Origin of the sequence: Streptomyces sp. NPDC001194 (genome assembly GCF_042896985.1) — a bacterium.
GTDB lineage: Bacteria > Actinomycetota > Actinomycetes > Streptomycetales > Streptomycetaceae > Streptomyces.
In genome coordinates this window covers 403,023-425,588 of record NZ_JBIAXU010000003.1, presented here as the reverse complement: position 1 = coordinate 425,588, position 22,566 = coordinate 403,023, and the positions used below count along the sequence as shown (strand labels likewise).

Below are 22,566 nucleotides of genomic sequence, written 5' to 3'. Positions count from 1 at the left end.
CCACAGAGACGAGGAAGAAACCCGTGAGCGACGTTCGAAACGTGATCATCATCGGTTCCGGGCCGGCCGGCTACACCGCCGCCCTGTACACCGCACGCGCTTCGCTCAAGCCGCTGGTCTTCGAAGGCGCGGTCACCGCGGGTGGCGCGCTGATGAACACCACCGAGGTCGAGAACTTCCCCGGCTTCCAGGACGGCATCATGGGTCCGGACCTCATGGACAACATGCGCGGCCAGGCCGAGCGCTTCGGCGCCGAGCTCGTCCCCGACGACGTCGTTTCCGTGGACCTCACGGGTGACATCAAGACCGTCACCGACACCGCCGGCACCGTGCACCGCGCCAAGGCCGTGATCGTCACCACCGGCTCCCAGCACCGCAAGCTCGGGCTCCCCAACGAGGACGCCCTGTCCGGCCGCGGTGTCTCCTGGTGCGCCACCTGTGACGGGTTCTTCTTCAAGGACCAGGACATCGCCGTCGTCGGTGGTGGCGACACCGCCATCGAGGAGGCCACCTTCCTCTCGCGCTTCGCCAAGTCCGTCACCATCGTGCACCGCCGTGACAGCCTGCGTGCCTCCAAGGCCATGCAGGACCGCGCCTTCGCCGACCCGAAGATCAAGTTCGCCTGGGACAGCGAGGTCGCGGAGATCCACGGCGAGCAGAAGCTCTCCGGTCTCACGCTGCGCAACACCAAGACCGGTGAGACCTCCGAGCTCCCCGTGACGGGCCTGTTCATCGCCGTCGGCCACGACCCGCGCACCGAGCTGTTCAAGGACCAGCTGGAGCTCGACGGGGAGGGCTACCTCAAGGTCGACGCCCCCTCGACGCGGACCAACCTCACTGGCGTGTTCGGCGCAGGAGACGTCGTGGACCACACGTACCGTCAGGCCATCACCGCCGCGGGCACCGGCTGCTCCGCAGCCCTGGACGCCGAGCGCTTCCTCTCGGCCCTCGCGGACGCCGAGAAGGCGCACGCGACGGTCTGACCCTCACCCACTCTCACACCCCACACCCCGCAGGAAAGAACAAGGAGGCCGCAGTGGCCCTCAAGAGCGTGACCGACGCCGACTTCGACGCCGCAGTCCTGAACAGCGACAAGCCCGTCCTGGTGGACTTCTGGGCCGAGTGGTGCGGCCCGTGCCGCCAGATCGCCCCGTCCCTGGAGGCCATCGCGGCCGAGTACGGCGACGAGATCGAGATCGTCAAGCTCAACATCGACCAGAACCCGGACACGGCCGCCAAGTACGGCGTCATGTCCATCCCGACCCTCAACGTCTACAAGGGCGGCGAGGTCGTCAAGACCATCGTCGGCGCCAAGCCGAAGGCCGCCATCCTGCGTGACCTCGACGGCTTCGTGACCATCAAGCCCGCCGTCTGACGGTTGGAACCTCCGCCCGGCGACAGCCGCGGATGTTTCACGTGAAACGGGGCCGCTCCCTCGAGGGGGCGGCCCCGTTCGCACATCACAGCGGCCGCAGCGCGGGCTCCTTCCGTGCCGCGCCGAGCAGCCGGTCCAACGCGAGCTCCACGTCTTCCTTCCACGAGAGCGTCGAGCGCATCTCCAGCCGCAGTCGCGGATGGACAGGGTGCGGCCGCACCGTCTTGAAGCCCACGGCCAGCAGGTGGTCCGCCGGCAACAGGCAGGCCGGGCCCTCCCAGCGCGCGTCCCCGAACGCCTCGATCGCCCGGAACCCGCGCCGCAAAAGGTCCTTGGCCACCGTCTGGACCATCACCCGCCCCAAGCCCTGGCCTTGATAGCCCGGCATGATCCACGCCGTGATCAGCTGCACCGCGTCCGGGGACACCGGACTCGTCGGAAACGAAGCGGCCCTCGGCACATACGCCGGCGGCGCGTACAGCACGAACCCCACCGGGATCTCGTCCACGTAGACCACGCGGCCGCAGGAGCCCCACTCCAGCAGGACGGCGGAGATCCACGCCTCCTTCTCCAGCGCAGGAGTCCCCGCCTTCACGGCGGCCTCACCGCTGACGGGATCCAACTCCCAGAACACACAGGACCGGCAACGCCGAGGCAGGTCCTGCAGGTTGTCCAGCGTGAGTGGTACCAACCGACGCCCCATGAGCGCATCGTATCCACAGCCCGAATCGGGCGAAACCGCGACAAGGCAAAGGGGCGGACCGCCCCGGTTCACACCGGCACGATCCGCCCCTCGGCGGCCGGGGACTCACTCCCCGGACAGACCCTGTTCCAGCACCCGGCCCTCGCCCGGCGCCAGCGTCCCCAGAATCCGCTCCAGATCCTCCATCGAGGCGAACTCGACGGTGATCTTGCCCTTCTTCTGGCCCAGATCCACCTTCACGCGCGTCTCGAACCGGTCCGACAGCCGCGTCGCCAGTTCACTGAGCGCCGGAGCCACCCGGGTACCGGCACGCGGCCCCTTCGGCTTCACGGGCCCCTCGGGCTCGGAGCCCATGAGCGAGACGATCTCCTCGACCGCTCGCACCGAGAGTCCCTCGGCCACGATCCGGTGCGCCAGCTTGTCCTGCGCCTCGGAGTGCTCCACCGACAGCAGGGCCCGCGCATGTCCGGCGGACAGCACGCCCGCGGCCACCCGGCGCTGGACCGGGGGCGAGAGCTTCAGAAGGCGCAGCGTGTTCGACACCTGCGGACGCGAACGCCCGATCCGATCCGCCAGCTGGTCGTGCGTGCAGTTGAAGTCCTGGAGCAGCTGGTCGTACGCGGCCGCCTCCTCCAGGGGGTTCAGCTGCGCCCGGTGCAGGTTCTCCAGCAGCGCGTCCAGCAGCAGCTTCTCGTCGTCCGTCGCCCGGATGATCGCAGGAATGCGCTCCAGCCCAGCCTCACGGCAGGCGCGCCAGCGACGCTCACCCATGATGAGCTCGTAGCGGTCCGGAGCCGACTGCCGCACGACCACCGGCTGAAGCAGACCCACCTCCTGGATGGAGGTGACCAGCTCCGCAAGCGCGTCCTCGTCGAACACCTCGCGGGGCTGCCGCGGGTTCGGCGTGATCGAGTCCATCGGAAGCTCGGCGAACGTCGCTCCGGCCACCACATTGGCCTCGGGCTCCAGCGTCGCCGGCTCATCCACGACGGCAACCGCAGTCGTCGCCGCAAACGATGTTTCCCCTCCGGCCACCGCTGGGGAGGCCCCCAGTGACACATCGGCCTGCGCCAGCGAAGCCAGCTTCGCCGCCGCGACCCCGCGCTCCGAAGGCAACGTCGGCACCGCCGACGGAGACGTCGAGCCGGCACCGATCACCGGCGGCGTCTTCTCCTGGGGAGCGGCGGGGATCAGCGCGCCGAGCCCCCGCCCCAGACCCCTACGTCGCTCACTCACTGGATCCCCTCCGCCACACTCTGCGTGCTGTTCATGCCCGTGCCCAGATGGGCGTGCTGGGCGTCGTACGAAATTCCGGCCCCCCGCAGCGCGATCTCGCGCGCCGCTTCCAGATAGGAGAGAGAACCACTCGAACCCGGATCGTAGGTGAGCACCGTCTGGCCGTAACTCGGCGCCTCGGAAATGCGGACCGAACGCGGGATGCTCGTGCGCAGCACCTCCTTGCCGAAGTGAGTGCGCACCTCCTCCGCCACCTGCGAAGCCAGCCGGGTCCTGCCGTCGTACATGGTCAGCAGGATCGTCGACACGTGCAGCGACGGGTTCAGGTGAGCCCGCACCAGGTCGACATTGCGCAGCAGCTGGCCCAGTCCCTCCAGCGCGTAGTACTCGCACTGGATCGGGATCAGCACCTCGGCGCCGGCCACCAGCGCGTTCACCGTCAGCAGCCCCAGCGAGGGCGGGCAGTCGATCAGGATGTAGTCCAGCGGCTGCTCGTACGCCTGGATGGCCCGCTGGAGCCGGCTTTCGCGAGCCACCAGGGACACCAGCTCGATCTCCGCGCCCGCGAGGTCGATCGTGGCAGGAGCACAGAAGAGCCCCTCCACGTCCACCACCGGCTGGACGACCTCCAGCAGCGGTCGGCTGTCCACGAGCACGTCGTAGATCGAAGGCACATCCGCGTGGTGGTCGATACCGAGCGCCGTGGACGCGTTGCCCTGCGGGTCGAGGTCGACCACCAGAACGCGCGCACCGTGCAGGGCCAGGGAGGCAGCCAGGTTCACGGTCGTCGTGGTCTTGCCCACGCCGCCCTTCTGGTTGGCGACCACGATGACCCGGGTCTGCGCCGGCCGGGGGAGCCCCGCGCCGGCACGCCCCAGCGCCTCGACCGCCAGCTGGGCGGCACGGCCGATGGGCGTGTCGTTGTCTACAAGAGGCGACGATGTTTCACGTGAAACATCGTCCCCCGCTGATTCAGAGCGGGGACCGGGGACCGGGTCGGCCATCGGCCCCGCGAGGTTGGCGTCGGACCGCACGGTGTCACTCTCCTCCACATCAGGCTCGCGATGAACAGAGCCTGCCATGACACCCGGGTCGCGAACCAGCGGGGCCCGTACTCCTGTGGATGAATCCACCGTTGTGGACAACTCCGTCCCCCCGTCTCCCTTACGGGAACGGGGGGACGCGGCCGCACGGCCGCGGCTGATGATTCCGTGCAGCAGAGAGCGATGTTTCACGTGAAACACGATGCCCGGACAGTGCCCAGACAGGGTCTTCGGGCCGCTACGACACTCCGAAATCCATACCTATAGGGCTCAATGCCCCGGAAATCAGCGGCGCCGACGGGTCCGGCTGGTGCGCGCGGCCTTAGCCCGCTTGGCCGCGAACCTCACCCCACCGGGGCTTTCTCCGACCTCCACCCGGACGACGGTGGACAGGGGATCCACCACACCTTCGCCCACCTGCAGCACCGAGGTCTTCACCACACCGAGCTTCGCCAGTGCGGTCTTCGCCGCCACCAGCTCCTCCTCGGCGGTGTCGCCCTTGAGCGCCAGCATCTCGCCGTACGGACGCAGCAGGGGCACGCCCCAGCCCGCCAGCCGGTCCAGCGGAGCCACGGCCCGTGCCGTCACCACGTGCACCGGCTGCACCTTGCCGAGCATCTCCTCGGCGCGGCCGCGCACCACCGTGACGTGGTCCAGGCCCAGCAGCTCCACGGCTTCCTGGAGGAAAGTCGTCCGCCGCAGCAGCGGCTCCAGCAACGTGATCTTCAAATCGCGCCGCACCAGAGCCAGTGGAATGCCGGGCAGGCCGGCACCCGAGCCGACATCGCAGACGGTGACGCCCTCGGGCACCACCTCCGAGAGCACCGCACAGTTCAGCAGGTGCCGCTCCCAGAGCCGCGGCACCTCGCGCGGGCCGATCAGGCCGCGCTTGACCCCCGCGTCCGCCAGCAGCTCCGCATACCGCACAGCTTCCGGGAAAAACTCGCCGAACACCGCGCGCGCCTCTTCAGGCGCCGGGGGAAGCTCCGCTGCCTCCGTCACGGGGACCGTCCTTCCGTACCGCATGGATCGTTGAAAACGCACTGCTCGAACTGGCACCGCCGGGACCGGCACTGCCAGGCTGACAAACTTCGGCCCCGTCTGCGACACAGACGGGGCCGAACACTCAGGCTTGCGATCAGGCCGGGAGCACGACGACGAAGCGCTGCGGCTCCTCGCCCTCCGACTCGCTCTTCAGACCGGCGGCCGCCACGGCGTCGTGGACCACCTTGCGCTCGAAGGGGGTCATGGGCGCCAGCTTCAGCGGCTCACCGGAAGCCTTCACGTCCGCCGCCGCCTGGGCACCGAGCGCCGCCAGCTCCTCGCGCTTCTTCGCACGGAAGCCCGCGATGTCCAGCATCAGCCGGCTGCGGTCCCCGGTCTCGCGGTGCACGGCGAGGCGGGTCAGCTCCTGCAGAGCCTCCAGGACCTCACCGTCACGGCCCACGAGCTTCTGGAGATCGCGGCTGGCGGAGTCACTGACGATCGACACCGCGGCCCGGTCGGCCTCGACGTCCATGTCGATGTCCCCGTCCAGGTCGGCGATGTCCAGCAGACCCTCGAGGTAGTCGGCCGCGATCTCACCCTCCTGCTCGAGGCGGGTCAGGGTGTCGCCACTCTCAGCGGCGGCGGTGGTGGTGCCTTCCGTCACGGGAGGGACTCCTTCTTACTTCTTGGAAGAGGGCTTGGGGGGCGTCTGGCGCTGCGACTTCGTCTGCCGCTTCGGCTGCTGCCGCTTGGCGGCACCGCCGCTCGCAGCGTCCGAGTCGGCCGTGGCCTCGGCGCTCTTGATCACAGACCCGTCCGCCTGCGCAGCCAGACCCTGCTTCGTGAGAGCCGCGATGAACTTGCGCTCGTTGTCGTTGCGGTCCGGGCCCTTGGCCACGATCGCCGCGACGATCTTCTTCTTGCCCCGGCCCTTGACGTCTCCGTGCGTGGTGACGTGCTTCAGCAGGCGGGTCAGGTACTGGTCCTGGGCCTTGCTGCCGGGGGTCGGGTTCTGGTTGATCACGTACATCTGCTGGCCCATGGTCCACACGTTGGTGGTCAGCCAGTAGACGAGGACGCCGACGGGGAAGTTGATGCCCATGAAGGCGAAGATCAGCGGGAAGATGTACATCAGCATCTTCTGCTGCTGCATGAACGGCGTCTTCACCGAGAGGTCGACGTTCTTCTGCATGAGCTGACGCTGGGTGTAGAACTGCGACAGCGACATCAGGACGATCATGACCGCGGTCACGATCCGGACGTCGGTCAGAGAGGCACCGAGCGCGGCGACCTTCTCCTCGCTGTCCGTGAACTTCGCCGCCAGCGGGGCACCGAAGATGTGTGCCTGGCGGGCACTCTCCAGCAGCGACTCGTTGATCACGCCGATGGTCTTGCCGTTGGCGATGGCCGAGAGCACGTGGTACAGCGCGAAGAAGAACGGGGACTGCGCGATGATCGGAAGGCACGAGGAGAGCGGGTTGGTACCCGTCTCCTTGTACAGCTTCATCATCTCTTCGGACTGGCGCTGCTTGTCGTTCTTGTAGCGCTCCTGGATCGCCTTCATCTTCGGCTGGAGCGCCTGCATGCCCCGCGTCGCTTTGATCTGCTTCACGAAGAGCGGGATCAAGCAGATACGGATCAAGACCACCAGGGACACGATCGACAGGCCCCAGGCCCAACCGCTGTCCGGGCCGAAGATCGCACCGTACAGACTGTGGAACTGGACGATGACCCACGAGACGGGCGTGGTGATAAAGCTGAACAGACTGGCAATCGTGTCCACTAATCAGGCTCCTTGAGCATTGCGAGATCTACGCAACGCACTGCGCAGCTGCTCGTGCCAACGCGGGCGTTTACGGGGTGGGACATGATCGACACCACCGGCGGACCACGGATTGCACCGCAGGATCCGCCAGCCGGTCAGAACCGTCCCCTTCACCGCACCATGCCGGTCGATGGCCGTGAACCCGTAGTGCGAGCACGAGGGGTAATAACGGCACACCGGCCCGAGCAGCGGACTGATGGTCCACTGGTACAGCTTGATCAATGCGAGCAGCGGGTACTTCATCGAGCCACGCCTCCCAGGAGCCGCATCAGAGCGGCATCCAGGTCCCGGGCCAGTTCGTCGACACCGGCATCACCCGCGCCGGGCAATGCCCGCACCACCACCAGGCTACCGGCGGGCAGCTGTGAGAGGCGTTCGCGGACAAGATGGCGCAAACGGCGCTTTACCCGGTTACGGACGACGGCGACACCCACGGCCTTGCTGACGACGAAACCCGCACGCGTCGAGGGATCGATCTCCCCCGGCTCGTGCGGGTCCGTTGCACCGCTTGTACGTAGGTGGACGACGAGGAGCGGGCGACCAGCCCGACGCCCTCGGCGTACCGCGCTCGCGAAGTCCTCGCGCCGCCTCAGCCGATTTTCGGGAGACAGCACGACGTCACGACCTGCGCGTTGTTACGCGGAAAGGGCTGCGCGGCCCTTGCCACGGCGGTTCGCGAGGATCGCGCGACCGGCACGGGTACGCATCCGGAGACGGAAGCCGTGGGTCTTGGCACGACGGCGGTTGTTCGGCTGGAAGGTGCGCTTGCTCACTCGGGGGCTCCAGAGAATGAATCGTTGTGGCGGGACATCGCCTGGCTGTCACCGTGCGCCCACGAGGAAACTCGCGTGTTCGCCCGAGTGGCACCGCTAAACGATCACAAAAGGTGATCTTCGCCCATCGGTAGGCAGGCGGCAGCAGCCATCGACAACTCGACCTCGTTACGGTACGCGCGGCTACGCCATCCGGTCAAACCGAGGCGACGTGCCCCCACACTGTGCACAGGCTGTGGACAACGACTTGAACCGTACCCGTCGGCCTGACTACCGTTGTCTGATCCCGGTTTTTTTGTCCCGACCGTCCCAAAGAACCACACATTCGTGGGACCCCTGTGAGAGAGCGTGCTCTGTGGCTGACGTACCTGCCGATCTTGCCGCAGTGTGGCCAAGGGTGCTCGAAAAGCTCCTCGGGGAGGGACAGCAGGCCATCGAGCCCAAGGACAAGCAGTGGGTCGAGCGCTGCCAGCCCCTGGCCCTCGTCGCCGACACCGCACTGCTCGCCGTCCCCAACGAATACGGCAAGCGCGTCCTCGAGGGCCGGCTCGCCCCGCTGATCAGCGATGCGCTCAGCCGCGAATGCGGCCGCCCCATCCGCATCGCCATCACCGTGGACGACTCCGCCGGCGAGCCCGCGCCCCTGCCCGCGGCCACCCAGCAGCGCTCCGAGTCGTACGAGCCGTACGGCAACCAGCGCGGCGGCGGCCACAACGGTCACAACGGCCCCGGCGGGCCCTCCGACGACCAGCTCCCCACCGCACGCCCCGCCTACCCGGACTACCAGCAGTCGCGCCCCGAGCCCGGCTCCTGGCCCCGCGGCGGCCAGCAGGACGACTACGGCTGGCAGCAGCCGCGCCTCGGCGGCTTTCCCGAGCGCGATCCGTACGCCTCCCCGCAGCCGGGCTACCTCCAGCAGTCCGACCCCGGCGGGTACGAGCAGGGCTCCTTCGACCAGCAGCAGTACGAGCAGCAGCAGTACGAGCCCCGCCAGCCCCAGCAGTCCCATCAGTACGAGCAGCAGCAGTACGAGCAGCCGGCCCCGCGCCCGGCGCCCGGCCGGCCCGCGCCGCCCCCGTCCTCCTCGGGCGGCTCGACGTCGGGCCCGCTGGAGCCGACCGCCCGCCTCAACCCCAAGTACCTGTTCGACACGTTCGTCATCGGCGCGTCCAACCGCTTCGCGCACGCGGCCGCGGTGGCCGTCGCCGAGGCACCGGCCAAGGCCTACAACCCCCTCTTCATCTACGGGGAATCGGGTCTGGGCAAAACGCATCTTCTGCACGCCATCGGGCACTACGCGCGGAGCCTGTACCCCGGCACCCGCGTGCGGTACGTGAGCTCCGAGGAGTTCACCAACGAGTTCATCAACTCGATCCGCGACGGCAAGGGCGACGCGTTCCGCAAGCGCTACCGCGAGATGGACATCCTGCTCGTCGACGACATCCAGTTCCTCGCGAGCAAGGAGTCGACGCAGGAGGAGTTCTTCCACACCTTCAATACGCTCCACAACGCCAACAAGCAGATCGTGCTGTCCTCCGACCGGCCGCCCAAGCAGCTCGTCACCCTGGAGGACCGGCTCCGCAACCGCTTCGAGTGGGGCCTGATCACCGACGTCCAGCCGCCCGAGCTGGAGACCCGCATCGCGATCCTGCGCAAGAAGGCCGTACAGGAGCAGCTCAACGCCCCGCCGGAGGTACTGGAGTTCATCGCCTCCCGCATCTCGCGCAACATCCGCGAGCTGGAGGGGGCGCTGATCCGGGTCACGGCCTTCGCGAGCCTGAACCGGCAGCCGGTCGACCTGGGCCTGACCGAGGACGTCCTCAAGAACCTGATCCCCGGCGGCGAGGACTCCGCACCCGAGATCACGGCGACGGACATCATGGCGGCGACCGCGGACTACTTCGGCCTCACCGTGGACGACCTGTGCGGCTCCTCGCGCAGCCGCGTGCTGGTCACCGCCCGGCAGATCGCCATGTACCTGTGCCGGGAGCTGACGGACCTCTCCCTGCCCAAGATCGGGGCGCAGTTCGGCGGCCGCGACCACACCACGGTCATGCACGCGGACCGCAAGATCCGGGCCCTGATGGCGGAGCGACGGTCCATCTACAACCAGGTCACCGAGCTCACCAACCGCATCAAGAACGGCTGAGCCGAGGACCTCTCGGCCGCGCCGGCGGGCCCGGCCGAGCCTCTCCAAACGCTTTCAGAGGGCGCTCCCGGGGTACTTCGGGGGCGCCCTTCTTCGTCCGCGCGCCCCTGGTCTGTTCGAATACGCCCCCTGTGGAGCAACTCATCCACAGATTCCCCGACTTTCTTCCGTCCACAGGGTGGGGACGGGTTCCGTCACCCACAATCTGTCCACAGGGCCGCGGGATGAGGCACCATCAGCACTGGTCAGAACCCTGTGGATTTGTGCGCAAGCGTCATCCACAGCCTGTGGACAGAATCTTCGTCCACAGGCTCGTCCACTCCTCTGTCCACCGCCGACCCACAGGTTGCCGCACTCTGTGCACAGGATCCGACGAGTTACCCACACCGCTGTCCACTGTTCGGCAACATTGCACCTCCCGTCACCACCCGGAGTGAAAGCCGTCACACGGAAGACGACGTTTGGGCTGTGGAGTACTGGGGGAAACCTGGGGACACACCTGTGGAGTAGTCGGGGTCGTCTGGGGACGGCCTGTGCAGAAGTTTTTGTTCTCCACAGACACACGGTGTTGTCCACCGGTGTCACCCACAGGGTCGGTGGATAAAAAACGCGGGCTGACCTGGGACAACGGGCTTATCCACCGTTTCCACAGGCCCTACTACTACCCCCATAGAGAGTTAGCCCGGTTTCGGTTTTCAAGCGGGTCCTGTGCACAACTCGGTGGGGACGCCTCCCCGACACCTCGCTCCCGACTTGACCTCCGGCAGCAACGACTGTCGGCGCCGTACGTCAGACTGGTGCCCGGCACCGAGGCTCCGAGCCATCGACGGCATCGAGGCACCGGCGCCGAGAACGAAGGCCGGCAGACGAGCGAGCAACAGCAGGAGGCGGTTCCGGTGAAGATCCGGGTGGAGCGCGACGTACTCGCGGAGGCGGTGGCCTGGGCTGCCCGTAGCCTCCCGGCCCGGCCGCCGGTGCCCGTTCTCGCGGGCCTGCTGCTGAAGGCCGAGGAGGGCACGCTGTCCCTCTCCGGCTTCGACTACGAGGTCTCGGCCCGCGTCTCCGTCGAGGCCGACGTCGAGGAGGACGGCACCGTCCTCGTCTCCGGCCGGCTGCTCGCCGACATCTGCCGCGCCCTCCCCAACCGCCCGGTGGAGATTTCCACAGACGGTGTACGGGCGACCGTGGTCTGCGGGTCCTCGCGATTCACACTCCACACCCTGCCTGTGGAGGAGTACCCGGCGCTGCCGCAGATGCCGACCGCGACCGGCACCGTGCCCGGTGAGGTCTTCGCCTCCGCCGCCGCCCAGGTCGCCATCGCCGCCGGCCGCGACGACACGCTGCCCGTGCTGACCGGTGTCCGCATCGAGATCGAGGGCGACCGCGTCACCCTGGCCTCCACCGACCGCTACCGCTTCGCGGTCCGCGAGTTCCTGTGGAAGCCGGAGAACCCGGACGCATCCGCCGTGGCCCTGGTGCCCGCGAAGACGCTCCTGGACACGGCCAAGTCCCTGACCAGCGGTGACACCGTCACCCTGGCGCTGTCGGGCTCCGGCGCGGGCGAGGGCCTCATCGGTTTCGAGGGCGCCGGCCGCCGCACCACCACCCGGCTGCTCGAAGGCGACCTGCCGAAGTACCGCACGCTCTTCCCGACGGAGTTCAACTCCATCGCCGTCATCGAGACCGCCCCGTTCGTCGAGGCCGTCAAGCGCGTGGCCCTGGTCGCCGAGCGCAACACCCCGGTCCGCCTCAGCTTCGAGCAGGGCGTGCTGATCCTGGAGGCGGGCTCCTCCGACGACGCACAGGCTGTGGAACGTGTGGACGCCAAGCTCGAGGGCGACGACATCTCGATCGCCTTCAACCCGACCTTCCTGCTGGACGGCCTGAGCGCGATCGACTCGCCGGCCGCGCAGCTGAGCTTCACCACGTCCACCAAGCCGGCGCTGCTGAGCGGCCGTCCCGCGGTCGACGCCGAGGCGGACGAGGCGTACAAGTACCTGATCATGCCGGTGCGCCTCTCCGGCTGACACGCGGCGTACGTCGGGCCCGGTCTCGCAGGCGCGGGGCCGGGCCCGACGCCGTCCGCCCCCGCACGGCCGTCCCTGGAGCGCCCGTGGCGCCCGGCGCCACCGCCCGGCGTAGGCTCGGAGCCTGGGTGCCCCGGTGATTGCGGGGAACCCGGCACAGACGGCCACAACGCTTAAGGAACCACCTGATGGAGCTTGGTCTCGTCGGTCTCGGCAAGATGGGCGGCAACATGCGCGAGCGCATCCGCCGCGCAGGCCACACCGTCATCGGATACGACCGCAACCCGGACCTTGCCGATGTCCACAGCCTGCGGGAACTTGTGGACAGCCTGCAGGCCCCCCGCGTCGTGTGGGTGATGGTCCCGGCAGGTGCGGCGACGCAGTCCACCGTCGACGAGCTCGCCGAGCTGCTCTCGATCGGCGACATCGTCGTCGACGGCGGCAACTCGCGCTGGACCGACGACGAGAAGCACGCCGCGGAGCTGGCCGCCAAGGGCATCGGCTTCGTCGACTGCGGTGTCTCCGGCGGCGTGTGGGGCCTGGAGAACGGCTACGCGCTCATGTACGGCGGCGAGAAGGACCACGTCGCCCGGGTCCAGCCGGTCTTCGACGCCCTCAAGCCCGAGGGCGAGTTCGGCGCCGTGCACGCCGGCAAGGTCGGCGCGGGCCACTTCGCCAAGATGGTCCACAACGGCATCGAGTACGCCATGATGCAGGCCTACGCCGAGGGCTGGGAGCTGCTGGAGAAGGTGGACTCGGTCACCGACGTCCGCGAGGTCTTCCGCTCCTGGCAGGAAGGCACCGTCATCCGCTCCTGGCTGCTGGACCTGGCCGTCAACGCCCTCGACCAGGACGAGCACCTGGAGCAGCTGCGCGGCTTCGCGCAGGACTCGGGCGAGGGCCGGTGGACGGTGGAGGCGGCGATCGACAACGCCGTGCCGCTGCCCGCGATCACCGCCTCGCTCTTCGCGCGGTTCGCGTCCCGCCAGGACGACTCCCCGCAGATGAAGATGATCGCCGCGCTGCGCAACCAGTTCGGCGGCCACGCGGTCGAGAAGGCGTAATCCACAGCCTGTCCACCACCGCACGCAGAAGTACAGAGCAGAGCAGCAGGAAGCCGGGGGAGGTCGGCGCCGTATGCATGTTTCGCATCTCTCACTGGCCGACTTCCGCTCGTACGCCCGGGCCGAGGTTCCCCTCGACCCGGGCGTCACGGCTTTCGTGGGGCCCAACGGCCAGGGCAAGACGAACCTGGTCGAGGCCATCGGGTACCTGGCGACCCTCGGCAGCCACCGCGTCTCCTCGGACGCCCCGCTGGTCCGGATGGGCGCGGACCGCGCCGTCATCCGCGCGGCCGTCACCCACGGCGCGCGCCAGCAGCTGGTCGAGCTGGAGCTGAACCCGGGGCGCGCCAACCGCGCCCGCATCAACCGGTCCTCGCAGGTCAGGCCCCGGGACGTACTGGGGATCGTACGGACGGTGCTGTTCGCGCCGGAGGACCTGGCCCTCGTGAAGGGGGACCCCGGTGAGCGCCGGCGGTTCCTCGACGAGCTCGTCACCGCCCGCTCGCCGCGGATGGCGGGGGTCCGCTCGGACTACGAGCGGGTGCTCAAGCAGCGCAACACCCTGCTGAAGTCGGCGGCGATGGCCCGCCGGCACGGAGGCCGCTCCATGGACCTCTCCACCCTGGACGTCTGGGACCAGCACCTCGCGCGCGCGGGCGCGGAGCTGCTGGCGCAGCGCCTCGACCTGATCGCGACGCTGCTGCCGCTCGCGGACAAGGCGTACGAGCAGCTCGCGCCCGGCGGCGGCCCGCTGGGGCTCGCGTACAAGTCCTCGGCCGCGGGCGAGGCCGGCCTGAGCGTGGACGGCGGAGAGGTCCGCACCCGCGAAGCCCTGTACGAGGTGCTGCTGTCGGCCCTGGCCGAGGTGCGCAAGCAGGAGATCGAGCGCGGGGTGACCCTCGTCGGCCCGCACCGGGACGACGTGCTGCTGCGCCTGGGCGACCTCCCGGCGAAGGGGTACGCGAGCCACGGCGAGTCCTGGTCGTACGCGCTGGCGCTGCGGCTGGCCTCGTACGAGCTGCTGCGCTCGGAGGGCGCCGAGCCGGTGCTGATCCTGGACGACGTGTTCGCCGAGCTGGACGCGCGGCGCCGGGAGCGGCTGGCGGAGCTGGTGGCCGCGGGCGAGCAGGTACTGGTGACCGCGGCGGTGGACGACGACGTTCCGGGGGTGCTGGCGGGGACCCGGTTCGGGGTGTCCGGAGGTGAGGTGACCCGGCTGTGAGCGAGGACGAGAAGGAAGCCGGTACGACCGGACCCCGCAAGGTCCCCGAGCCCTCGGGCGTGGACCTCGCCCGCCAGGCGCTGGCGGCCGCCCGCGAGCAGGCGCGGGCCCGGGGCAACGCGGCCGGCGGGAAGAACCGGCACCGGCCCGGCCTGCGCTCGGGCGCCCGCGCGGACGGCCGCGACCCGATGCCCCTCATGGCGGCGCTGGACCGGCTGCGCACCGAGCGCGGCTGGGAGATGCCGATGGCGGTCGCGGGCGTGATGGAGCGCTGGCCGGAGATCGTCGGGCCCGAGATCGCGGCGCACTGTGAACCGGACCGGTACGAGGACCGTGAACTGGTCGTGCGCTGTGACTCCTCGGCCTGGGCGGCGCAGCTGAAGCTGCTGGCCCCTCAGCTGGTGGCGCGGCTCAACGCGGACCTGGGCCAGGGAACGGTCCGGATGATCAAGGTCCAGGGCCCGGGCGGGCGCCCGAAGCGGTACGGGCCGCTGCGCGCGCCGGGCAGCACGGGCCCGGGGGACACGTACGGATAGCCGCGGATCGCGTGGCGTCCCTCACGGTAGCCGGAGCTTGACAGGCCGAAGCGCTGGACGCCCGCGTGAGCCTCTTTGAGCCCCTTCCCGGATATGGGGAGTCGGAGAGAGGAGGTTCAGGGCGGCACATGCGGACTGAGGTACCGGCAAACCCCCATTCATGTCCGTGGTACCGGTAGACTGAAGCGAATCCCGCCCGCTTGCGGGATCTAGCTGATACACGCTGACAACGCAGATCGACGCAGCCGCTCCTGCTTGCATGCCTGCTGGCCCGGAGTACGGCCTGTGCTGTGCCAGAAAGGGCGCTTCGTGGCCGATTCCGGCAACCCCAACGACAACCAGTCCACAGCCGGCGAGAACGGCGAGGTCACCGCCTCGTACGACGCCAGCGCGATCCAGGTCCTCGAGGGCCTGGACGCGGTCCGCAAGCGGCCGGGTATGTACATCGGCTCGACGGGCGAGCGTGGTCTGCACCACCTCGTCTACGAGGTCGTAGACAACTCGGTCGACGAGGCGCTGGCCGGGCACGCGGACACCATCGACGTCACGATCCTCGCCGACGGCGGGGTGCGCGTGATCGACAACGGCCGCGGCATCCCGGTCGGCATCGTGCCGTCCGAAGGGAAGCCGGCCGTCGAGGTCGTTCTGACGGTCCTGCACGCGGGCGGCAAGTTCGGCGGTGGCGGCTACGCCGTCTCCGGCGGTCTGCACGGCGTCGGCGTCTCCGTCGTGAACGCCCTGTCGACCAAGGTCGCGGTCGAGGTCAAGACGGACGGCCACCGCTGGACCCAGGACTACAAGCTGGGCGTGCCGACGGCCCCGCTGGCCAAGAACGAGCAGACCGACGAGCACGGCACGTCGGTGACGTTCTGGGCCGACGGCGACATCTTCGAGACGACCGAGTACTCCTTCGAGACGCTGTCGCGGCGCTTCCAGGAGATGGCCTTCCTCAACAAGGGCCTGACCCTGTCGCTGACCGACGAGCGCGAGTCGGCGAAGGCGACGGTGGGCGCGGACTCGGCCGAGGAGGCCGACGAGCAGCAGGCCCGCACGGTCAAGTACCACTACGAGGGCGGCATCGTCGACTTCGTGAAGTACCTGAACTCGCGCAAGGGCGAGCTCATCCACCCGACCGTCATCGACGTCGAGGCCGAGGACAAGGAGCGCATGCTCTCGGTCGAGATCGCGATGCAGTGGAACTCGCAGTACACGGAGGGGGTCTACTCCTTCGCGAACACGATCCACACGCACGAGGGCGGTACGCACGAGGAGGGCTTCCGGGCCGCGCTGACGGGTCTGGTGAACCGTTACGCGCGCGACAAGAAGCTGCTCCGCGAGAAGGACGACAACCTCGCCGGCGAGGACATCCGCGAGGGTCTGACCGCGATCATCTCGGTGAAGCTGGGCGAGCCGCAGTTCGAGGGCCAGACGAAGACCAAGCTGGGCAACACGGAGGCCAAGACCTTCGTGCAGAAGGTCGTCCACGAGCACCTCAACGACTGGTTCGACCGCAACCCGGTCGAGGCCGCGGACATCATCCGCAAGTCGATCCAGGCGGCCACGGCCCGCGTCGCGGCGCGCAAGGCCCGCGACCTGACCCGCCGCAAGGGCCTGCTGGAGTCGGCCTCGCTGCCGGGCAAGCTGTCCGACTGCCAGTCGAACGACCCGACCAAGTGCGAGATCTTCATCGTCGAGGGCGACTCCGCCGGCGGCAGCGCGAAGTCCGGCCGCAACCCGATGTACCAGGCCATCCTGCCGATCCGCGGCAAGATCCTGAACGTCGAGAAGGCCCGCATCGACAAGATCCTGCAGAACACCGAGGTCCAGGCGCTGATCAGCGCCTTCGGCACCGGTGTGCACGAGGACTTCGACATCGAGAAGCTCCGCTATCACAAGATCATCCTGATGGCGGACGCCGACGTCGACGGCCAGCACATCAACACCCTGCTGCTCACCTTCCTCTTCCGCTTCATGCGGCCGCTGGTCGAGGCGGGCCACGTGTACCTGTCCCGCCCGCCGCTGTACAAGATCAAGTGGGGCCGGGACGACTTCGAGTACGCGTACTCGGACCGGGAGCGCGACGCCCTCGTCGAACTCGGCAAGCAGAACGGCAAGCGGATCAAGGAAGACTCGATCCAGCGCTTCAAGGGTCTGGGCGAGATGAACGCCGAGGAGCTGCGCGTCACGACCATGGACGTGGACCACCGCGTGCTCGGCCAGGTCACCCTCGACGACGCGGCCCAGGCCGACGACCTGTTCTCGGTGCTCATGGGTGAGGACGTCGAAGCCCGGCGCTCCTTCATCCAGCGCAACGCCAAGGACGTTCGGTTCCTCGACATCTGAGTCGGCCTCCGCTGACCGCCGCCTGAAAGGACTTCTGACCAGCAATGGCCGACGAAACCACCCCCACCGCCGAGAATCCCGCGGAGGAGCAGCCCGTGCTGCGCATCGAGCCCGTCGGGCTCGAGACGGAGATGCAGCGCTCCTACCTCGACTACGCGATGTCCGTCATCGTGTCCCGCGCGCTGCCCGACGTACGGGACGGCCTCAAGCCGGTGCACCGCCGCGTGCTGTACGCGATGTACGACGGCGGCTACCGGCCCGAGAAGGGCTTCTACAAGTGCGCCCGCGTCGTCGGTGACGTCATGGGCACGTACCACCCGCACGGCGACAGCTCCATCTACGACGCCCTGGTCCGCCTGGCCCAGCCGTGGTCGATGCGCATGCCGCTGGTGGACAGCAACGGCAACTTCGGCTCCCCGGGCAACGACCCGGCGGCCGCGATGCGCTACACCGAGTGCAAGCTGATGCCGCTGGCCATGGAGATGCTCCGGGACATCGACGAGGAGACCGTCGACTTCACGGACAACTACGACGGCCGCAACCAGGAGCCGACCGTCCTGCCGGCCCGCTTCCCGAACCTGCTGGTCAACGGCAGCGCCGGCATCGCGGTCGGCATGGCCACCAACATCCCGCCGCACAACCTGCGCGAGGTCGCGGCCGGCGCCCAGTGGGCGCTGGAGCACCCGGACGCCTCGCACGAGGAGCTGCTCGACGCGCTCCTGGAGCGGATCAAGGGCCCCGACTTCCCGTCGGGCGCGCTGGTCGTGGGCCGCAAGGGCATCGAGGAGGCGTACCGGACCGGGCGCGGCTCCATCACGATGCGCGCGGTGGTCGAGGTCGAGGAGATCCAGAACCGCCAGTGCCTGGTGGTCACGGAGCTTCCGTACCAGACGAACCCGGACAACCTGGCGCAGAAGATCGCCGACCTCGTGAAGGACGGCAAGATCGGCGGCATCGCCGACGTCCGCGACGAGACCTCGTCGCGCACGGGCCAGCGCCTGGTGATCGTGCTCAAGCGCGACGCCGTCGCCAAGGTCGTGCTGAACAACCTGTACAAGCACACCGACCTGCAGACGAACTTCGGCGCGAACATGCTGGCGCTGGTGGACGGCGTGCCGCGCACGCTGTCGATCGACGCGTTCATCCGCCACTGGGTGCAGCACCAGATCGAGGTCATCGTCCGGCGTACGAAGTTCCGCCTGCGCAAGGCGGAGGAGCGGGCGCACATCCTGCGCGGTCTGCTCAAGGCGCTGGACGCGATCGACGAGGTCATCGCGCTGATCCGGCGCAGCAACACGGTCGAGATCGCGCGCGAGGGCCTGATGGGCCTGCTGGAGATCGACGAGATCCAGGCCAACGCGATCCTCGAGATGCAGCTGCGGCGCCTGGCGGCCCTGGAGCGGCAGAAGATCGTCGCCGAGCACGACGAGCTCCAGGCGAAGATCAACGAGTACAACGCGATCCTGGCCTCGCCGGAGAAGCAGCGCTCGATCGTCAGCGAGGAGCTGGCGGCCCTCGTCGAGAAGTTCGGCGACGACCGGCGCTCCAAGCTGGTCCCCTTCGACGGCGACATGTCCATGGAGGACCTGATCGCCGAAGAGGACATCGTCGTCACGATCACGCACGGCGGCTACGTCAAGCGCACCAAGACCGAGGACTACCGCTCGCAGAAGCGCGGCGGCAAGGGCGTGCGCGGCACGAAGCTGAAGCAGGACGACCTGGTCGACCACTTCTTCGTGTCCACCACCCACCACTGGCTGCTGTTCTTCACGAACAAGGGCCGGGTCTACCGCTCCAAGGCGTACGAGCTGCCGGACGCCGGCCGCGACGCCCGCGGGCAGCACGTGGCGAACCTGCTGGCCTTCCAGCCGGACGAGAAGATCGCCCAGATCCTCGCGATCCGCGACTACGAGGCCGCTCCGTACCTGATCCTGGCCACCAAGGGCGGCCTGGTGAAGAAGACGGCGCTCAAGGACTACGACTCGCCCCGCTCCGGCGGCGTCATCGCCATCAACCTCCGGGAGACGGGCGCCGACGGCGCCGACGGAACCGCCGACGAGCTGATCGGCGCCGAGCTGGTGTCCGCCGAGGACGACCTGCTGCTGATCAGCAAGAAGGCGCAGTCGATCCGCTTCACGGCGACCGACGACGCGCTGCGCCCGATGGGCCGTGCCACCTCGGGCGTGAAGGGCATGAGTTTCCGCGAAGGTGACGAACTGCTCTCGATGAGCGTTGTGAGGCCGGGTACGTTCGTCTTCACCGCGACCGACGGCGGTTACGCCAAGCGGACGCCGGTCGACGAGTACCGCGTCCAGGGCCGTGGCGGTCTGGGCATCAAGGCCGCCAAGATCGTGGAGGACCGCGGTTCGCTCGTCGGGGCGCTCGTGGTCGACGAGACGGACGAGATTCTCGCCATCACGCTGGGCGGTGGTGTGATTCGTACGCGAGTCAACGAAGTCAGGGAGACCGGCCGTGACACCATGGGCGTCCAGCTGATCAACCTGGGCAAGCGCGATGCCGTGGTCGGTATCGCTCGTAACGCCGAGGCCGGTCAGGAAGCTGACGAGGTCGAGGAGACCGACGCAGCCGAAGGACAGGCCGCCGAGGCCGCCGAGGGCACGCAGCCCTCGGCCGGGGAGCACGAGGAGTAAGTCGTGAGTGGAGCCACGGGCGCCGGACCGGCCAAGACTGGGGAGGACGGTACCCGTGGCCCCGCCGCGGACTCCCCGGACGGGGGCGCCGGGGCCGCCGAGGGCAGGGGGAGAACCGTGACGGACACCCGCAAGCCGAAGTCGAAGTCGAAGCCGGAGCAGACCGCGGCGGCCGGGGCGGGCGCTGGCGCGCCGGCCGCGCCCGCAGCGGCGGCGGCCACCGCCGCGCCCGCCCGGCCGGCGGAGCAGCCGTACCACCCGCCGCAGGCGTACGCGGCGCCTGCGGCCCCGGGTGCGCCCCGGGGTGCCGGGGACGCCGGGGCGCAGCGCAAGGCGCGTACGGGGGCCCGTACGACGCCCAGGACGCGCAAGGCGCGGCTTCGGGTGGCCAAGGCCGACCCGTGGTCGGTGATGAAGGTCAGCTTCCTGCTGTCGATCGCGCTCGGCGTGTGCACGATCGTGGCTGCGGCGGTGCTGTGGATGGTCATGGACGCCATGGGCGTCTTCTCGACCGTCGGCGGCACCATCAGCGAGGCGACCGGATCGAACGAGAGCAACGGCTTCGACCTCCAGTCGTTCCTGTCGCTGCCGCGCGTTCTGATCTTCACGTCGGTGATCGCGGTCATCGACGTGGTGCTGGCGACGGCGCTGGCGACGCTGGGCGCGTTCATCTACAACTTGTCGGCGGGCTTCGTCGGCGGTGTGGAGCTCACGCTCGCCGAGGACGAATGACCGCTGATTGACCTGCGGGGACTGCCCCGGGGAACGGATTTTGGCTCGACCGTGTCTGTGCGCTAATCTTCAGGAGTCAGCGCGCAGCGCGGATGGGGCTATAGCTCAGTTGGTTAGAGCGCATCCCTGATAAGGATGAGGCCACAGGTTCAAATCCTGTTAGCCCCACAGTGAAGAAGACCCCCAGGCCCCCGGCCTGGGGGTCTTCTTCGTAGGGTCAGTTGAGGGCTTCCCAGGTCACCGAACGGTATCGGTGCGTGTGTATTGTTGGCCGTCAGAAGTCCCCAACGTCAACGAAAGACGAGGTCGCGCGGTGAAGAAGCTGCTCCTGGTCGCACTGGCCGCCATCGGCGGGCTCCTCGTGTACCGCCAGATCCAGGCGGACCGCGCCGAGCAGGACCTGTGGACGGAGGCAACTGACTCCGTGCCCTCTGGTTCCGGTGTGTGAGACCCAAAGCTGATCTCATGAGGCCCCGGCTGCCGCTGCTGCCGGGGCTTTGTGCTGTTCTGTGACGAATAGTTACGTTATGCAAAGATTTGGCTTGCGCTAGCAAAATCGGGGTGGCGTGATGGGGCGGGTACGGACGACGGTGCTGGTGGGGGCGGCGGCCCTGGGGCTGGCCGGGGCCCTTCCCGGGGCGGTGCACGCCGCCGCGGCGCCCCCGCAGCCGGTGCCGGCCTACCGGGGAGCCGCGGACGCCAAGAGGATCGAGGGCGCGCCCGGCAGCGCGGACGCCCCGCTCGTGGCCGCGGGGCAGGCCTACGCGGACACCGTCGGCCCGGGCGAGCGCTTCTACCGGCTCAACCTCGACGACGCCTCCAGCATGTACTTCTCCGCGGTCCTCCAGCCCCCGCACGGCGCCAAGGTCGCCTACGGCGACGGCCTCGAGGTGGAGATCATGTCCAAGGAGGGCCGGCGCTGCCCGAACAACCCCGGCCGGGCCGGCTTCGGATACGACCCGGTCCCCCTCGGCGCGGTCGCGGTCCGGCGGCTCGAGGAGGACGCCGAATGCCAGGGCGCCGGCGTCTACTTCGCGAAGGTCACCCGCACCGCCGCCAAGGGCTCCGACCCGGGCGCGTGGCCGGTGGAACTGCTGCTGCAGCGCGAGCCCGGCCTCACCACCGGCAGCGCCCCCACCACCGCGCCCGGCGTCTGGCCCTCGGCCTCGCCGACGCTGCCCGGCAGCGAGCCGGTTGCGCGCAGCGGGGGCACCGGCTTCAACGACGCCCGGGCGCTGGCCAGCGGGGTCTGGCGGGACGACCTGCGGCCCGGGCAGACCCGTTTCTACCGGGTCCCGCTCGACTGGGGACAGCAGTTGGGGCTCAGCGCCGAGCTCGCCGACGCCAGCATGACCAAGTCGTACGGCTCGGCCGCGGGCGGGCTCAGCGTCGCGCTGTACAGCCCGTACCGGGGTCTGGTCGAGGACAAGGACACCTCGTACGGCGGCAAGCAGGCGGGGCTCACCCTGCCGAAGACGGCGCCGGTGGCGTACGAGAACCGCTTCTCGGACGCCGACGCGGTGCGGGGAGCGCGGCTGGCGGGCTGGTACTACATCGCGGTGACCCTGGGCGGGAAGGTCGCCGAGTTCACCCGGGACTCGAGCCCGGTGCCGCTGACGCTGCGCATGGACGTCACCGGCGGCCCGGCCAAGGGGCCGGCGTACAAGGAGAGCCTGACCGCCGCCGGGTTCGGGGTGGGCGCGGACGAGCGGGCCGCGGCAGAGGACGGGCTCACCGCCCCCGAGGCGGCGGAGGCCGCCGAGGGGCGCTCGGCGATGCGGGTGGTGGCCGCCGCGGGCTTCGGCGCGGGGACCGCGCTGCTGCTCGTACTGGGCGGCTGGACGCTGCTGGGCCGGCGCGGGCGGAGGGCGTAGCGGCGGGGTGCGGCGTACGGTCCGGG

General features: G+C 69.1%; 20 protein-coding genes, 1 tRNA gene and 2 pseudogenes. 14 read left to right on the top strand and 9 right to left on the bottom strand.

What is annotated here, in order from left to right:
• Positions 1–23: 23 nt before the first annotated feature.
• Both trxB and trxA read left to right on the top strand, forming a co-directional pair.
• Complete coding sequence (trxB, locus tag ACFY1T_RS10020) at positions 24–983, top strand: thioredoxin-disulfide reductase (RefSeq protein WP_030857724.1); 960 nt, start codon at positions 24–26, stop codon at positions 981–983.
• Between the two features lie 53 nt (positions 984–1,036).
• Positions 1,037–1,375: a thioredoxin gene (trxA, locus tag ACFY1T_RS10015; RefSeq protein ID WP_390787746.1), complete on the top strand. Its 339-nt coding sequence runs from the start codon at positions 1,037–1,039 to the stop codon at positions 1,373–1,375.
• 85 nt (positions 1,376–1,460) lie between these two features.
• Here the strand turns inward: trxA and ACFY1T_RS10010 are convergent, their stop codons facing one another.
• The 9 genes from ACFY1T_RS10010 to rpmH form a co-directional block, all read right to left on the bottom strand.
• Positions 1,461–2,078 carry a GNAT family N-acetyltransferase gene (locus ACFY1T_RS10010; protein ID WP_030857720.1) on the bottom strand — a complete coding sequence of 206 codons (618 nt, stop codon included), beginning with the start codon at positions 2,076–2,078 and terminating at the stop codon, positions 1,461–1,463.
• Positions 2,079–2,183: 105 nt separating this feature from the next.
• Positions 2,184–3,314, bottom strand: a complete 1,131-nt coding sequence (locus tag ACFY1T_RS10005) for a ParB/RepB/Spo0J family partition protein (protein WP_390787745.1) — start codon at positions 3,312–3,314, stop codon at positions 2,184–2,186.
• Positions 3,311–4,396: an AAA family ATPase gene (locus ACFY1T_RS10000; protein WP_078859986.1), complete on the bottom strand. Its 1,086-nt coding sequence runs from the start codon at positions 4,394–4,396 to the stop codon at positions 3,311–3,313. The genes ACFY1T_RS10005 and ACFY1T_RS10000 overlap by 4 nt, the downstream gene beginning before the upstream one ends.
• Positions 4,397–4,642: 246 nt before the next feature.
• On the bottom strand, positions 4,643–5,383 hold the full coding sequence (gene rsmG / locus ACFY1T_RS09995) for a 16S rRNA (guanine(527)-N(7))-methyltransferase RsmG (RefSeq protein ID WP_037835282.1): 741 nt from the start codon (positions 5,381–5,383) through the stop codon (positions 4,643–4,645).
• Positions 5,384–5,495: 112 nt separating this feature from the next.
• Positions 5,496–6,008 (bottom strand): R3H domain-containing nucleic acid-binding protein, encoded by a 513-nt coding sequence (locus tag ACFY1T_RS09990; protein ID WP_030153171.1) that lies wholly within the window; start codon positions 6,006–6,008, stop codon positions 5,496–5,498.
• A 15-nt stretch (positions 6,009–6,023) separates the two neighbouring features.
• Entirely contained in the window at positions 6,024–7,127 is a 1,104-nt protein-coding gene (yidC, locus tag ACFY1T_RS09985; RefSeq protein ID WP_390787744.1) for a membrane protein insertase YidC, read from the bottom strand.
• 3 nt (positions 7,128–7,130) lie between these two features.
• Positions 7,131–7,412, bottom strand: a complete 282-nt coding sequence (yidD, locus tag ACFY1T_RS09980; RefSeq protein WP_078613072.1) for a membrane protein insertion efficiency factor YidD — start codon at positions 7,410–7,412, stop codon at positions 7,131–7,133.
• Positions 7,409–7,783, bottom strand: coding sequence for a ribonuclease P protein component (gene rnpA, locus ACFY1T_RS09975; protein WP_385585722.1), 375 nt, complete (start codon positions 7,781–7,783; stop codon positions 7,409–7,411). Before rnpA ends, yidD begins: the two co-directional genes overlap by 4 nt.
• Positions 7,784–7,804: 21 nt before the next feature.
• Positions 7,805–7,942, bottom strand: coding sequence for a 50S ribosomal protein L34 (rpmH, locus tag ACFY1T_RS09970; RefSeq protein ID WP_008741645.1), 138 nt, complete (start codon positions 7,940–7,942; stop codon positions 7,805–7,807).
• Between the two features lie 355 nt (positions 7,943–8,297).
• Here rpmH and dnaA (ACFY1T_RS09965) point away from each other — a divergent pair.
• The 12 genes and pseudogenes from dnaA (ACFY1T_RS09965) to ACFY1T_RS09910 form a co-directional block, all read left to right on the top strand.
• Positions 8,298–8,817: pseudogene (dnaA, locus tag ACFY1T_RS09965) on the top strand (chromosomal replication initiator protein DnaA); the annotation flags it as partial.
• 146 nt (positions 8,818–8,963) lie between these two features.
• Positions 8,964–10,091: pseudogene (gene dnaA / locus ACFY1T_RS09960) on the top strand (chromosomal replication initiator protein DnaA); the annotation flags it as partial.
• An 896-nt stretch (positions 10,092–10,987) separates the two neighbouring features.
• Positions 10,988–12,118 carry a DNA polymerase III subunit beta gene (gene dnaN, locus ACFY1T_RS09955; protein WP_030153167.1) on the top strand — a complete coding sequence of 377 codons (1,131 nt, stop codon included), beginning with the start codon at positions 10,988–10,990 and terminating at the stop codon, positions 12,116–12,118.
• A gap of 188 nt (positions 12,119–12,306) precedes the next feature.
• On the top strand, positions 12,307–13,182 hold the full coding sequence (gnd, locus tag ACFY1T_RS09950) for a phosphogluconate dehydrogenase (NAD(+)-dependent, decarboxylating) (protein WP_030857710.1): 876 nt from the start codon (positions 12,307–12,309) through the stop codon (positions 13,180–13,182).
• Between the two features lie 73 nt (positions 13,183–13,255).
• On the top strand, positions 13,256–14,404 hold the full coding sequence (recF, locus tag ACFY1T_RS09945; protein WP_390787743.1) for a DNA replication/repair protein RecF: 1,149 nt from the start codon (positions 13,256–13,258) through the stop codon (positions 14,402–14,404).
• Positions 14,401–14,940 (top strand): DUF721 domain-containing protein, encoded by a 540-nt coding sequence (locus ACFY1T_RS09940; RefSeq protein ID WP_390787742.1) that lies wholly within the window; start codon positions 14,401–14,403, stop codon positions 14,938–14,940. Before recF ends, ACFY1T_RS09940 begins: the two co-directional genes overlap by 4 nt.
• Positions 14,941–15,225: 285 nt before the next feature.
• On the top strand, positions 15,226–17,283 hold the full coding sequence (gyrB, locus tag ACFY1T_RS09935) for a DNA topoisomerase (ATP-hydrolyzing) subunit B (RefSeq protein WP_390787741.1): 2,058 nt from the start codon (positions 15,226–15,228) through the stop codon (positions 17,281–17,283).
• Positions 17,284–17,327: 44 nt separating this feature from the next.
• Positions 17,328–19,934, top strand: coding sequence for a DNA gyrase subunit A (gene gyrA, locus ACFY1T_RS09930; RefSeq protein ID WP_390787740.1), 2,607 nt, complete (start codon positions 17,328–17,330; stop codon positions 19,932–19,934).
• A gap of 3 nt (positions 19,935–19,937) precedes the next feature.
• Entirely contained in the window at positions 19,938–20,666 is a 729-nt protein-coding gene (locus ACFY1T_RS09925; RefSeq protein ID WP_390787739.1) for a DUF3566 domain-containing protein, read from the top strand.
• 94 nt (positions 20,667–20,760) lie between these two features.
• Positions 20,761–20,834 (top strand) — tRNA-Ile (locus tag ACFY1T_RS09920).
• Positions 20,835–20,979: 145 nt separating this feature from the next.
• Positions 20,980–21,114: a DLW-39 family protein gene (locus tag ACFY1T_RS09915; RefSeq protein ID WP_208809277.1), complete on the top strand. Its 135-nt coding sequence runs from the start codon at positions 20,980–20,982 to the stop codon at positions 21,112–21,114.
• A gap of 121 nt (positions 21,115–21,235) precedes the next feature.
• Positions 21,236–22,540, top strand: a complete 1,305-nt coding sequence (locus tag ACFY1T_RS09910) for a hypothetical protein (RefSeq protein WP_390787738.1) — start codon at positions 21,236–21,238, stop codon at positions 22,538–22,540.
• Positions 22,541–22,566 lie beyond the last annotated feature (26 nt).